The 14,108-nt window shown below is 39.0% G+C and carries 13 protein-coding genes; 3 read left to right on the top strand and 10 right to left on the bottom strand.

Annotated elements, in window-relative coordinates:
- Positions 1 to 316: 316 nt before the first annotated feature.
- Positions 317 to 1,108 (top strand): DUF481 domain-containing protein, encoded by a 792-nt coding sequence (locus tag BV214_RS06735; RefSeq protein ID WP_086476732.1) that lies wholly within the window; start codon positions 317 to 319, stop codon positions 1,106 to 1,108.
- A gap of 140 nt (positions 1,109 to 1,248) precedes the next feature.
- Here the strand turns inward: BV214_RS06735 and BV214_RS06730 are convergent, their stop codons facing one another.
- The 4 genes from BV214_RS06730 to BV214_RS06715 form a co-directional block, all read right to left on the bottom strand.
- Positions 1,249 to 2,301, bottom strand: a complete 1,053-nt coding sequence (locus tag BV214_RS06730; protein WP_086476731.1) for an NAD(P)-dependent alcohol dehydrogenase — start codon at positions 2,299 to 2,301, stop codon at positions 1,249 to 1,251.
- A 187-nt stretch (positions 2,302 to 2,488) separates the two neighbouring features.
- Complete coding sequence (locus tag BV214_RS06725) at positions 2,489 to 4,483, bottom strand: heavy metal translocating P-type ATPase (protein WP_086476730.1); 1,995 nt, start codon at positions 4,481 to 4,483, stop codon at positions 2,489 to 2,491.
- Between the two features lie 57 nt (positions 4,484 to 4,540).
- Positions 4,541 to 4,954, bottom strand: coding sequence for a Fur family transcriptional regulator (locus tag BV214_RS06720; RefSeq protein ID WP_086476729.1), 414 nt, complete (start codon positions 4,952 to 4,954; stop codon positions 4,541 to 4,543).
- Between the two features lie 284 nt (positions 4,955 to 5,238).
- Positions 5,239 to 5,844 carry a DinB family protein gene (locus BV214_RS06715; protein ID WP_086476728.1) on the bottom strand — a complete coding sequence of 202 codons (606 nt, stop codon included), beginning with the start codon at positions 5,842 to 5,844 and terminating at the stop codon, positions 5,239 to 5,241.
- A 391-nt stretch (positions 5,845 to 6,235) separates the two neighbouring features.
- Here BV214_RS06715 and BV214_RS06710 point away from each other — a divergent pair, with 391 nt between their 5' ends.
- Positions 6,236 to 6,826: a pseudouridine synthase gene (locus tag BV214_RS06710; protein WP_086476855.1), complete on the top strand. Its 591-nt coding sequence runs from the start codon at positions 6,236 to 6,238 to the stop codon at positions 6,824 to 6,826.
- Between the two features lie 55 nt (positions 6,827 to 6,881).
- Here BV214_RS06710 and BV214_RS06705 read toward each other — a convergent pair whose 3' ends face one another.
- The 5 genes from BV214_RS06705 to BV214_RS06685 form a co-directional block, all read right to left on the bottom strand.
- Complete coding sequence (locus BV214_RS06705) at positions 6,882 to 7,586, bottom strand: protein-L-isoaspartate(D-aspartate) O-methyltransferase (protein ID WP_086476727.1); 705 nt, start codon at positions 7,584 to 7,586, stop codon at positions 6,882 to 6,884.
- A gap of 969 nt (positions 7,587 to 8,555) precedes the next feature.
- Positions 8,556 to 9,254: a 3-keto-disaccharide hydrolase gene (locus BV214_RS06700; RefSeq protein WP_086476726.1), complete on the bottom strand. Its 699-nt coding sequence runs from the start codon at positions 9,252 to 9,254 to the stop codon at positions 8,556 to 8,558.
- A gap of 129 nt (positions 9,255 to 9,383) precedes the next feature.
- Positions 9,384 to 9,995 carry a low molecular weight phosphatase family protein gene (locus tag BV214_RS06695; RefSeq protein WP_086476725.1) on the bottom strand — a complete coding sequence of 204 codons (612 nt, stop codon included), beginning with the start codon at positions 9,993 to 9,995 and terminating at the stop codon, positions 9,384 to 9,386.
- Between the two features lie 11 nt (positions 9,996 to 10,006).
- Positions 10,007 to 10,480 (bottom strand): DUF6428 family protein, encoded by a 474-nt coding sequence (locus BV214_RS06690; RefSeq protein ID WP_086476724.1) that lies wholly within the window; start codon positions 10,478 to 10,480, stop codon positions 10,007 to 10,009.
- A gap of 48 nt (positions 10,481 to 10,528) precedes the next feature.
- Positions 10,529 to 10,858 carry an ArsR/SmtB family transcription factor gene (locus BV214_RS06685; RefSeq protein ID WP_086476854.1) on the bottom strand — a complete coding sequence of 110 codons (330 nt, stop codon included), beginning with the start codon at positions 10,856 to 10,858 and terminating at the stop codon, positions 10,529 to 10,531.
- Positions 10,859 to 11,105: 247 nt separating this feature from the next.
- Between BV214_RS06685 and BV214_RS06680 the strand changes: the two genes are divergently transcribed.
- Positions 11,106 to 13,400, top strand: a complete 2,295-nt coding sequence (locus BV214_RS06680; protein WP_086476723.1) for a type IA DNA topoisomerase — start codon at positions 11,106 to 11,108, stop codon at positions 13,398 to 13,400.
- A gap of 78 nt (positions 13,401 to 13,478) precedes the next feature.
- Here BV214_RS06680 and BV214_RS06675 read toward each other — a convergent pair whose 3' ends face one another.
- Positions 13,479 to 13,907 (bottom strand): FKBP-type peptidyl-prolyl cis-trans isomerase, encoded by a 429-nt coding sequence (locus tag BV214_RS06675; protein ID WP_086476722.1) that lies wholly within the window; start codon positions 13,905 to 13,907, stop codon positions 13,479 to 13,481.
- Positions 13,908 to 14,108: the final 201 nt, after the last annotated feature.

Raw genomic sequence — 14,108 nt, 5'->3', positions numbered from 1 at the left:
GTCCTAGTAATATCGAGGATACCAATTTTTAAGGAATCAAAGATCTGCAGTGACTATTACCCTTTCATACTGAACTAAAAATGGATTAGGGAAATCTACTACTATTACAAGATGGTGTACCGCTACAGTGGGAATATTTTTGAATAGCGTTTAGGAAAGGATTATTTATATTTACCCAGACTATATAAAGATTTACCGATCCATTAAAACATAGCTGTATTATTGGCTTGGTAGCTTAATAGTTCAATAAAATAAAAGAATTCCTATCTTTTCTTCTGTCAATGATAAACGGTTAAAATAGGGAATGTAATAGTATATGGAACTAATTGGAACAGCTAAGTTTTATTACTTAAAGCCACTACTTATCACGCTTATATACTTCCTATCTAATGGTGTAAATGCGCAGTTGGTGAACATAGAATCCAAAAGGATGCAAAGTGATTCTGTCCGGTTTGCATTAAAGAGCGATTTATTGTTTAATTATACCGATAATAACGGGGATTATTTATTTCAGATAGGCTCTAACTTAACCACTCAATTTAAAACAAAAGACCTACAAAAAATATTTTTCTTTATTGGAAATTATAAGCTTATTAGAAGTAACGAAAAGGATTTTCAAAACTCCTGGTTCTTTCACCTGCGGTACAATCAGAAACTAACCTCCTTGTTTCGTGTTGAAGCTTTTATCCAAAACCAGAACAATACTAAGCTTACCATAACTTCTAGAAACCTCGTTGGCGCTGGAATCCGATTAAAATTGATTTCTTCAGAAATGACTCGGGTATATTTTGGCAATGCATATATGTATGAAATAGAGAAAATAGCAGATACGGGGCAGCAGTTTTACAACCACCGAAACAGTAGCTACCTTTCTGCAACGCATTCCTTTAAAGAAACTTCTTTAAATCTAACGGAAACCATATACTTTCAGCCATTGTACAACGACTTTGGAAACCATCGAATCCTATTACAGATGAAAGCAGAATTACCCTTGTCCAAAGTTATAAGCCTTTCTGCACTCTATAATTATTTTTACAGTAGTTTTTCTGCGGTAAACGATATTGACCGGTCCTCCAATTTAAGTTTAGGAATTACATTTACCTACTAAATAAGATGTGAATGTTCCCCGTAACAACCAGACAGGGGTGCCAATGTTATGGGGGGTGTTGTCCTATGCCTCCTTGGCCTGCCTTGAGGTTATTGATTTTTAAACTTCCGAAAACGGTTGAGGATAAATCCGGTAAAGATTTAATCTTTAAGGGATTCCATGTCTATAACAAACCGATACTTTACATCGGAATTAATAACTCGTTCATAGGCGGTATTAATATCCTGCATTTTAATAAGCTCAATATCCGATACAATCTGGTGCTCTCCACAAAAATCGAGCATCTCTTGGGTTTCTTTAATTCCACCTATCAAGGATCCCGCTATGCGCTTTCTTCCCATTATAATACCTCCACCGTGAAAAGGTTTTAAGGGCTCTACCGCCCCCACCAATACCATGGTAGCGTCAATTTTTAAGAGGGATATATATGGATCCATCTCATGACCTACCGGGATAGTATTTAAAATAAAGTCGAAACTATTTCTATGAGCATCCATTTCTTCTTGGTCTTTAGATATCAGTACCTTGTGGGCTCCCAGAGCTTTGGCATCCTTGGCTTTATTTGGGGAGGTGGTAATCATAACCACTTCGGCTCCAAGTGCATTTGCAAATTTCACCCCCATATGCCCTAAACCACCCAAACCAACGACTCCCACTTTATCACCTTTTCCCACCTTCCAATGACGGAGGGGAGACCATGTGGTAATACCGGCACACAAAAGGGGCGCGGCCGCGGCGGGGTCAATTTGTTCGGGGATCCGCAACACAAATTGCTCGTCTACCACCACCGATGTGGAGTATCCCCCATAGGTCTGTTGTCCCTTAAGGTGTTTATCTTTACTATTATAAGTAAACGTAGGGCCATTTTCACAGAATTGTTCCAAATGATCCTGACAAGGCGGACAGTGGTGACAAGAATCTACCAAACACCCCACACCAACCAAGTCGCCCTGCTTAAAATTTTTCACATCACTCCCCACTTCTACGATACGTCCAATTATTTCATGTCCCGGCACCACAGGGTAGGTGGTGTTTTTCCACTCATTTCGGGCCGTATGAATATCACTATGGCAAACTCCACAATGGGTAATGTCTATTTTAATATCCTTGTTGCCAACATCCCTTCGCTTAATAGATAGCGGTTTTAAATCTTCAGCGGCAGCGTTGGTTCCATAAGCTTTTATTGTTCCCATCTTCTCTTTTTTTTAGTATAAACCAAGGATTGTGAAAGAGCCTTTTCTACCGTCCTCCCTTATCCTTAATTAGGCCTACTTAAGGTACAAATTATTCGCATAATAACTTATAGGAGAATCAATTAAAAATGACGATTTAAAGATTTACTGCCAATACGAAATTCCCGAAACTACCAGTGTATCTAGTCTATTCCTCCAGATCGTAACGAAGTAGCCTAAGGGCATTTAAAACCACCACAAGGGTAGAACCTTCATGGATTGCTACGGCAACACCAATATTGGCGAATCCGAAAATAGTAGCGGGCACCAATAAAGCGACAACCCCCATACTCATCCATAGATTTTGTTTAATTATTTGTCTAGACTTTCTCCCTAGTCCAATTACAAAGGGAAGGCTTTCTATTTTATCGGACATAAGGGCTACATCTGCTGTTTCTAGGGCCACATCACTACCAGCAGCTCCCATTGCAATCCCCACGGTACTAATAGCCATAGCAGGCGCATCATTTACCCCATCCCCTACCATGGCAACCTTTTTGTTAAGCTTTTTTAGCTCTTCAATGGCTTTAACCTTATCTTCTGGTAGTAAATTGCCTTTGGCGTCGGTTAATCCAATTTGCTTGGCTATGGAAGCGGCTACCCGTTGATGATCTCCAGTCAGCATTATCATTTGCTTAATGCCTATCCTTTTCAAACGTTCTAAAGTTGAGGCTGCAGTTTTTCTGGGGACATCCATTACACTAATTAGACCAATTAAGGTATTCTGGTAACCCACCAGCATCACCGTATTTCCATTTTGCAGCAGCTCATCCATTTGTCCGTGCGTTTTTGCATCTACTGTTATCTGGGCATCCTCCATCATTGGTACATTTCCAATAGAAACCTGACTCCCATTGTATTGAGCTGTTACCCCTTTCCCTTGAATCGCTTGTAGATTGGAGGATTTGTGTTTATTTTCAATCCTGTACTCCCCTTTTATATCCTTGGCGATGGCCCTGGCTAGGGGGTGGTTGCTTAAACTCTCTACATCTAACACCAGTTCTAAAAACTGCTCCTTATTGAAACCGTTTAGAGGTAGTAGATTGGTTACCCTTGGTTTTCCTTCCGTAAGTGTTCCTGTTTTATCAAAGGCAATTATTTTAAGGGTACCCATATCCTCCAAGGCGCGACCACCTTTGATAAGGACTCCTTTTTTAGCCCCTCTGGCAATAGCGCTCAATACAGCACTGGGAGTAGAAATGGCCAATGCACAAGGACTGGAGGCTACCAATACGCTAATGGCCCTGTATAAACTTTCCCTAACCGTTTCATCTATAACCAAATGGGCAAAACACAAGGTGGTTACTAAACTAATGACTGCGGGCACAAACCATTTTTCAAACTTTTTGGTTTGCAGCTGAGTGGGCGACTTCTTAGTTTCTACCTCGCTCACCATTTTAATTAATCTAGAAATGGTGGTGTCCTTACTTAGTTTTAATACCCGTACCTCTATCAGGTTATCCCCATTTAGAGTCCCCGTAAAAACTACATGGGAGGCCTCTATTTTGTCAAAATCGGGTAATTTTCTTTCTGGATCGATAGCAGTTTTGTCTACAGGAATACTTTCTCCGGTAATGGAAGATTGATCTATACTACTACTCCCCTTTACTATAACACCATCTGCCGATATTTGACTATTGGGCTTTACAACTATAATATCGTCTATTTTTAAGTCTTCTACAGCTATTTCCACTGTAGTATTTCCTTTTCTTACTAAAGCGGTTTTTGGAGATAGCTCTCCCAACGCTTCTATAGATTTTGTTGCTTTGTTTAATGCGTGGTGCTCCAAAGCATGCCCCAAACTAAAAAGGAATAGTAGTAATGCCCCTTCGGCCCAACTGTCAATATAAGCAGCTCCCAAGGCGGCAGCTATCATTAGAAAATCAATCTCGAACTCCCCTTTCCTTATTTTAACTACCGCTCCTAGTAAGGTATAGTAACCTCCAAAAAGATAGGCAATTATGTAGCTGCTGAGGGAGGTCCATTCTGGAAGTTGGGTTAGTTTGGATAGAATAATTCCTAAAAAGAAAAATACACCGCTTAAAATAGCAAAATACAATTCAGTTTTTTCTCCAAAAACTCCTCCATGGTGATGTTCGTTGCAGGCGGGGCTTTTAATAATTTGCACTTTTTTCGTTTCCATTTATTAAAATAATTCTACCCCAAAAATACCACTTATGTACGTGCAATGGCAGTGCATTTAATGATTACAATTATCGCAAATACCTTTAACCAACATATTTATGTCTTCAGGGACAAATCCGTCCGGAAGGTGAATGGTTGGAATTCTATGCTCAGTTAAGCAAATGGTTTGGTTGCATTCCGTGCAATGAAAATGTAAATGAAGATCTGCATGTTTTCCTTCATCCCTATCGTGATTACAAAGTGCGTATTTTGGAATACCCGTGCCATCATCTATTTGGTGGACCATACATTTTTCCTCAAATGTTTTAAGGGTGCGGTAGAGGGTGGTTCTATCCGATTTTTCAAAATTATCTTCCACAGCAGAGAGACTCACGGCCGACGTTTGACCGCTCATAAATTGATGGACCAAAATTCGCATAGCCGTTGGCCGAATACCAAATTCTTTTAATTGTCTTTCAGATTCTTTCATACCTTAATATACTGCAAACTTTCAGTTTCCTATAGCAATATATTAAATTGGATAGGTATTGCTTACAGGAAACATTTTTCACAATATTAGGTAGAAAATCTCACTAAGCATAAGGTTTCAGCATTCCCTGAGGGAATAGCAGTACTAATAGGAATAAACACTTTACAAGGGTCATAATAATGGGGTTGATATACCTGTTTTCCATCCCTTAAAAACTCCTTCATCACTACAATGTAGGCTGATTTTAATTAAGCATATCAGCGTAGCTTAATGCCTTACGCTCCCTATTTGGATGGAAAGTCCGCATGCGCCATTATCTCTTCTATTTGAAGCGTATGTCTTTCCGTATGTCCAGACATAAAGAGTATAAGCTGATAGGCATCTATAGTACCAAAGGGAAATTCGGCATATCGGTTTCGAAGGTCTTCTTGCGTTTTCTTAATGAATTTTATGTTATCCTTCCTTTTACTCTTAAATGCTTTTAGCGCTGCTTCATGAGTTCCGTATTTTCCGGACGGTTCAAAGGGCTTTTGGGTCTTAATCTTATTGCTTCTATCAGTGATTATGCCTAACACTGCGTCATCTGATAAATTAACTTCCGAACGTCTGTTTGAATTTGAAGGTTCCTTTAATAGGTTTTCCAACATTTCAAATATGATGCTTTCAGAAAGTGCAATATGTTCCGTGTTTTCAGCTATAGACCAGGAGTTCGGATTCATTTTAAAATTTAATTGCGCCTCACTAAGTCCTCTTACCGTCTTAGTTAAATGCTGAGAGCTCTTGTTCATTTCCTTAATTGCACGGGTCCGTTCTGCCTTTGTTAATGGGGAATCCGCAAGATTAAATCCAACTAACAGCAAGGCAAAAATTGGGATGATAATTTTTTTCATGGTACATAGATTTTAGTTCAAAAAACAAGATATATAATAATCAGGGAGGGAGTGAAAAAAAATGGGAGGGGATGACTTCGTCTGTTCTCCCTTTTACTAAATAGCCTGCTCTTTTAATTACTTGGAGCATTCATGGTGAATTCCAGTTTGCTGAACATGAAAATCATCATGGGGATACAAGTAAATTTACCAAACTTCCTGGTATTGTGCAAGTAAGTCCCTCATTATAACAGGATAAAGAGTATCTAATTATCCCATGATTTTATGTCTACCTTAATAGATAACGTTACTCCCATGTACATCTTCCTTGTACTACCCTTGGTTTCCTTGCGTCTTTAATTTAGCTTTGTCTTTCATTTTATTTCAAAATCCCGATTCTAAACTTCCGATGATGGTAGATTCCCATGTTCACTTTAAAATACACAAACCTTTTGGCGTCCTTAGTCAGTTTACCTCCAATGACTCCAAGGAGGCCAGAAAAAAGCGATTTCTTGGGGAGTTTTATCCCTTCCCTCCTCTAATTATGCCCATTGGAAGATTAGACGAAAAATCTGAGGGACTCCTTCTCCTTACTACCGATGGGAAACTAAGTGACCAGGTTAATCGTATGGGGGTAGAAAAAGAATACTATGTACAATTAGATGGTGATATCACTACCAATGCATTGGAAGCGCTACAAAATGGGGTGGAAATTGGGTTTCATGGAAAAAGATATACTACCAAACCAGCAGAAATCTCCTTATTAAATGAGCCTCCTAATCTAGTTGAACCAAACTCCAAACTTAGAATTGGCCGGCACCGGCCCACTTCCTGGATAAGTATAATCCTTACCGAAGGAAAGTTTAGACAGGTGCGTAAGATGACGGCAGCAGTGGGTTTTCCCACAGTGAGGTTAGTAAGGGTGCGAATTGGAAATATTGGATTGTGGGATCTAGAACCTGGCGAAGTGGCTCCCCTAGCAGCAATTACTAACTTAATTTAAATGATGCTCCTATTTAAGAGAGCCCCCGCCTTAGTACCATATCCAAAACAAGCAACTAATGATCCCTTTTATCCCTTGTGAAGGGGACAAATCGTACCGGAGCCAGAATCTTCTTCTTAAGTTTATTAGCTTTTTTAGTGATTTTTATTAAATAAGTTCCGTCCCTATCATCCACAGGTATCACCATACGCCCACCTACTTTTAATTGGGAAATTAAAGGTTCGGGAATTTCTTCGGCACCGGCCGTAACCATAATCCCGTCAAAGGGGCCATTTTCTGGCCATCCGTGATAGCCGTCTCCCCATTTAACGGTAACGTTGTTGTACCCCAAGGAATCTAACCGCTCTTTAGCCGATTGAGCTAGGTCTTGAATAATCTCTATGGTATATACCGAATTTACAATTTCGCCCAATACCGCCGCTTGGTAGCCAGACCCGGTGCCAACCTCCAGTACCTTGTCTGTTGAACCCAACGCTAGTGCTTCGGTCATTAATGCTACAATATACGGTTGGGAAATGGTCTGCTCATTGCCTATGGGAAGGGCATAATCGCTATACGCCTGCTTTGCAATCTTTTTAGGCACAAATTTATGCCTAGGCACTTGTTTCATTGCCTCTAAGGTGGAAGGGTCTTTGATACCCCTCGCTATAAGTTGTCTTTCTACCATGATTTTTCTTTCTAAAGCCCTGTCTTCTTGTGCCACAGAATTAGTTAGCATACAAAAAATGGAGCTCACTACTAAAAGATACGAAATACGCATTTTATATAAAGTTTAGGAAAGTGGCTGTTATACCCTATAAGATACAATATAATTTTCAATAGAAGAAAATGGACCCTATTTAAAGTAACCTCCAAAATTTAATCATAGTACAATGAAGCGTCATCCCCTACTGAAGGGATAGCTTGAAAACACCAAGGATCCGCAAATCTACATAACACACAAAAACACCGACCCCCTATTTAATAGGATTCAACAACCAAAGGTGTTAATTAAATCATAAAAAGGTACCTTTTTATACATAGTACTGTAACAAAAATATTCATCCTTCGTCTTAATCGTGTAAACCATCAAAAAACATACAACATGGAAACGGTATACCCACATTTAAGAAGACCTAAAATATATTTTAAAAGCAAACTTGGTTGGGTTACTGACAGGTGGTACGACCAAAGAAATGGAACCAAAAGAATAAATATTCACATAAACATATAGTAATCATGAGAGCATCCAGTTCAAAAACAGCAACCGAGTCTAAAACCTTTAACTACTTTTCTTCCTTTAGGGATTGTAAAAGAGTGCAATGGGCACAATACAGAAATTTTAATCGTTAAGTAAAATCACTATCCACCTAAAAAAATATAATAATCATGAGAGCATCCAGTTCAAAAACAGCAACCGAGTCTAAAACCTTTAACTACTTTTCCTCCTTTAGGGACTGTAAAAGAGTGCAATGGGCACAATACAGAAATTTTAATCGTTAAGTAAAATCACTATCCACCTAAAAACATCAAAAATCATGAGAGCATCCAGTTCAAAAACAGCAACCGAGTCTAAAACCTTTAACTACTTCTCCTCCTTTAGGGACTGTAAAAGAGTACAATGGGCACAATACAGAAATTTTAATCGTTAATTTTTATGAGTATTTATGTAGTAAAAAGAAATCCTTCAATAAAAAAGGATTGATCCAATTAGGGGCCAATCCTTTTTAAAATTTAAAATAACCTGCATTTACTGAGGTTCTTGCATACTTAACTCTTTAATAGGTGTAAGGGTTATTTTTCGAAATTCGACTTCTGCTCCCTCCGCCTGTACCGCTATCTGTCCACTACTGGCCGTAGCATTATACCCGTGATTTACTAAATCACCATTTAGCCAGACCTTTATTTCATTGTTAAGACACTCTATGGTCATATAGTTCCACTCTCCTAAGGCATTTTCCGAGCCCTCAGTTAAGTTTTTTATCCTTCGCAATTTTCCTTCGGTGATGCCCCAATCTGCCTTAGGTCCCCTTCTTTCCTCCATATTGTCTGTAGTAATATCTTCAACAATGCACCAGAAATCGCCCGCATTTTCATGCATCATTTGCACCTCAATAGATTTAGGGAACATACCATAAAGGGCCCTTGGGGTTGAGGCAAAGACCAATACTCCACAATTTCCTGGTTTCCCCGGAAATCGATATTCTACATTCAACCTAAAATCGGCATACTGCTTGTCCGTAATTAAGTGACCACGAGGTTCACCAAGACTTACCAGTTGTTGATTACGTACTATAAACGGTGTTATCGCCTTTGGATTATTATCCATATCGGGTATGTCTATATGCCAACCAGACAGGTCTTTACCATTAAAAAGTTCAATGGATTTTTGGGCATGGCATACCACTACCGCTAATAAAAAGGAACAAACAAGGGAAGTACGTCTCATATTTTATCTTTAAGAAAATCTTTTAAATTTAATAAATCCATTGCAAAAACCTAGTCATTCCATAAAAGCTAGTGATAAACAGAACCTCCTGGCACCACCTCTGTCTTTTTAAAGATATGCTATTACTAATTACCTCAAATTTGAAAAAACATAGTATAGTTCTGTGGCAATTTGGGTACTTCGTTCCAAATATTTTTCCTCTTGCAGTGAAGTGTCGTCAAACAATTTTGGATCTTCATAGGTCAATGAAATCCGATTCTCTGTACCTGTAATTACTGGACAGGCTTCGTTGGCTTCAGAACAGGTCATGACTGCTGTAAATTGGCTAATAGGATTAAAACTATGATCGAAAGCTTTGGAGAACCCGATTATTGGCAGCTGGTTAGGCGCATATTTAATAGCATATATGGGATTAGTACCTTCCGACAATTTATTGATGACAAAGCCGGTGTTCTCCAAGGTGTTAATTACCATGGGAAAAATGGCAGTGGCCTCTGTCCCCCCAGAGTAACATTGGATTTTATTGTATTGGAAGTGGTAGGCCATCACTTGTGCCCAAACCTGTGATAAGTGACTCCTTCTTGAATTGTGGGTGCAGATAAAGTTTAGATTAATGATTTCCGCATGGGGCATTTGAGACTTTAAATGATCTATTAAAGATTGTAGTCTCATTTTTCTATCTTCTGGGATGGACTTTAGGTCCACGCATTCCAAAAATGCTTTAATTTTATTAAATACCATATAGAATTTTATTAGCAACAACCCGATCCAGGAGCACAGGCATTCTGCTGATTGGCACCCAATTCCTCTAACTTAATCTTCTGTTTGGTCTCTGGGACTCCACAATTGTCCTTTGCCAAACAATCTGTTTGCCTATTGGTAAGTATAAAGTGGCTGCCGTTAAATTCTAACCCATACTTCCCTATGGTATCTCCTTGATATTCCACCTCAATCTCATGGTTTTTTAAATTCAAGGTTTTTTCCGATAGCGCGATGATCTGACTCAATTTTTCTGGATGAATTCGATGATCGTAATCATTTGCTTCCCAGAGCTGAAAATTAATAACCTCTTCTTCCCTCACGGTACCCCCGCAATCTATAAAGTGTTTGTGCACTTTTCCAACCTCTGTTACGTGAAAATGGCTGGGTACAAATTGGCCGTTGGGCAGTTGGAAAGCAATAGTATCCAAAGACTGTAAATGCGATTTTATTTCTCTCAGTGTCATAATAATATTTTTTAGTTTTTTAATTTGAATTAAATAAGTCAACCATTACTAACAACAGGTATCGTTAACTGGATTTTGTTTTAGAAAGTCTTGGAACATTACTTTTATCTCCTCCCATTTATCTTGATCTATGCAATAACATATACGGGTTCCTTCTATGGTTCCCTTTATAAGTCCCAGATTTCTCAATTCCTTAAGATGCTGGGAAATGGTAGGCTGGGCTAAGCCAATTTCCTCTACCAAATCACCACAAATACAAGATTCCATTTTAAACATATGCTGTAGAATTGCAATTCTTGCAGGATGTCCAAAAGCCTTGGCTACCAATGCGATGGCATTCTGATGGTCGGTAAATTTCTCTGATTTGGTAAGTCCCATTCCTTTGTATCTCTTTATTGCAATATTACGATAAACGAAAAAAAACCAGCTTATTTCCTGTGTTAAATTTTTCACTATTTACTGATTATTAAAGATTATAATAATTTAACCGTCCTATATTAAAGATGTTTGTACATGGAAACTAAAGTAAAATACGGGGAAGTTTACTGAAAACTTGATACTTAGGAAAGCATTAGCCATTCGGTGAAAATTGAGTATTTTGCACCCACTAAAAATAGAAACAAACGTGAAGGTCTGTATTGCTGAAAAACCTAGTGTAGCTAGAGAGATTGCCCAAGTTTTAGGTGCCAACACCAAACATGATGGGTATTTTGAAGGCAACGGCTATGCGGTAACCTATACCTTTGGACATCTATGTACTTTATTGGAACCCAAGGATTATAAGCCACATTGGAAAAGTTGGGATCTTAATAATTTACCGATGCTCCCAGACAAGTTTAAGACCAAGGTAGCAGATAACCCAGGAATTCAAAAACAATTTAATATTGTAAAGGAGCTTTTTAAAAAGGCAGAGTTGGTAATCAACTGCGGGGATGCTGGGCAAGAGGGAGAGCTCATCCAACGATGGGTTATCAATCAGGCCAATTATACGGGGGAGGTAAAACGACTGTGGATCTCTTCCCTAACTACCGAAGCAATAAAAGAAGGATTCTCCCAACTAAAACCCTCGGAAGATTATGACCAGCTTTACTATGCCGGATTCTCCCGAGCCATTGGGGATTGGTTGTTGGGGATGAATGCAACCCGACTCTATACTGTGAAACATGGGGGATACAAACAAATGCTATCGGTGGGCAGGGTACAGACCCCTACCCTAGCCATGGTAGTAAACAGGTATAAGGAGATTGAAGATTTTAAACCCCAACCCTATTGGGAACTACAAACCTTATACCGGGAAACTACATTTAGTTATGAGGAAGGCCGGTTTCTAAAGAAAGAGGAAGGGGAAGCCGTAGCGGCCAAGGTAAAGGAGCACGATTTTGAGATTGTGTCCATCAAGAAAAAAAAGGGAAAGGAATATGCTCCAAAATTATTCGACCTTACTGGATTACAGGTGTATTGTAATACTAAATTTGGTTTTTCGGCCGATGAAACCCTAAAAATCGTTCAAAAACTATACGAGCAAAAAGCAGTAACCTATCCAAGGGTAGATACCACCTTTCTTCCCAATGATATGTATCCCAAAATAGAGGGGATTCTACGCAATCTAAGCATGTATGAAGAATTATGTACTCCTCTATTAGGTAAGAAGATAAAAAAATCTCCCAAGGTATTTAATGATAAAAAGGTTACAGACCACCATGCCATTATTCCGACTGGGGTGGAAATTAACATGAATCCTGCCCAAAAACAGGTATATGATATTATTGTAAGGCGATTTATTGCTGCATTTTATACGGATTGCGAAGTTTCCAATACCACGGTCATAGGAAAAGTGACCACCATTAATTTTAAGGCTACGGGAAAAGAAATCCTAAAAAAGGGATGGAGAATTGTTTTTGATACACCCGATGGCAAGGGGAAAAGGGAAGCGGGAGTCTTACCCAGTTTTGTGAAGGGGGAAAAAGGACCCCACGAACCTTCCTTTATGGAGAAAGAGACCAAGCCACCCAAACAATTTACTGAAGCCACTTTATTACGGGCTATGGAAACCGCGGGGAAACAAGTGGATGATGAAGAAATGCGCGAATTAATGAAGGAAAATGGGATTGGCCGGCCCTCTACCAGGGCAAGTATTATTGAGACCCTTTTTAAGCGCAAGTATATAAAACGAAATAAAAAACAGGTATTACCTACCACTACAGGGATTCAACTTATAGATACCATACAGAACGAACTACTTAAATCGGCCGAACTAACAGGTCTATGGGAGAAGCAATTAAAAGATATAGAGAAAGGTGAGTTTAGTGCTGCTGTTTTTATTAAGAATATGAAACGCATGGTAGATCAATTGGTCTACGAAGTGCGGAGTGAAACCAAGCGCGCCAATATCTCCCATACCACTGCTGTTCCAAAATCCGACCAAAAAAAATCGGTAAAAAAGAAAAAAGAGGTACAAGGAACTAGCTGCCCCAAATGTAAGGAGGGCAAACTTCTAAAGGGGAAGTCGGCCTACGGCTGCAGCGCCTATAAATCTGGTTGTGATTTTTTGTTGCCGTTTGCTATTCACGGAAAGACCATCTCCGAAAATCAATTCCTAAGGCTATTAACAAAGGGATGTACCGTAAATCTCAAAGGGTTTAAACACAATAACGAGCAGGAAGTTGAAGGTTTGCTTCGTTTTGATGAAGCGTTTAAGTTGTGTTTAGAACCCAAGGTAGCGCCTAGTCCGAAAAAGGAAGTCCCCCTTTGCCCCAAATGCAAGTCGGGAGAAATTGTAAAAGGGAAATCGGCATACGGCTGTAGTAATTTCCGTGAGGGATGTGATTTTAGATTTTCTTTTGAAGATTTAAAGATCAAGGCCAATGGAAAACAGCTGACCAAAGATTTAGTTCTTAAAATTCTAAAGGAGTCCCAATAATAGTTGGAACTAGGACCATAATAGAAAAGCCCGACTAATTATCTAGTCGGGCTTTTCTATGGTAAGGTAAAATAACCTCTATACTATTTCAACCAATTCTAATTCAAAGGTCAGGTCTTGACCAGCAAGTATGTGGTTAGCGTCTAGTACTACGGTGTTTTCTTTGACATCCGTAATGCGCAAGTGATTTTTGGTCCCGTCTTCACCTTCGGCCATCAGGGCCATCCCAATTTCTGGTTCAATTTCTGGGGGAAGTTGATTGAGCCCAACTTCGTGAAACAATTCATTAATAATATCCCCATAAGCCTCTTCCTTAGGAACACTGATGGTTTTCTTTTCCTTCTCCTTCATATTTAGCAATCCCTTCTCAAATCCCGGAATCAACAATCCTTTTCCTAGGGTGATTTCCAAGGGGTCTCCTTGTAAAGAACTATCGAAAACCTGTCCATTTTTTAATTTGCCGGTGTAATGAACCTTCACCGTGTCGTCTTCTTTTACTCTACTCATAAAATTTAAATCTCCTAATTTTTACGGTTATCATGTGTAACAAAACTATGGGATTTTACATTTTTAAAAGAATAATGGGTAAAAAATTCTAGATAGTTTGCAGAAGCTTAACAATTTACTCCTAATCACTGGCAGAATTTACACTGAGTTTAATAAATAGATTAAACATTAATCCTAATTAAGGTTATGCGTACGATCTAA

This window comes from Arenibacter amylolyticus (assembly GCF_002150785.1).
Lineage (GTDB): Bacteria > Bacteroidota > Bacteroidia > Flavobacteriales > Flavobacteriaceae > Arenibacter > Arenibacter amylolyticus.
The sequence above is the reverse complement of the archived record's forward strand: the minus strand, read 5'-3'. Positions and strand labels throughout refer to the sequence as shown.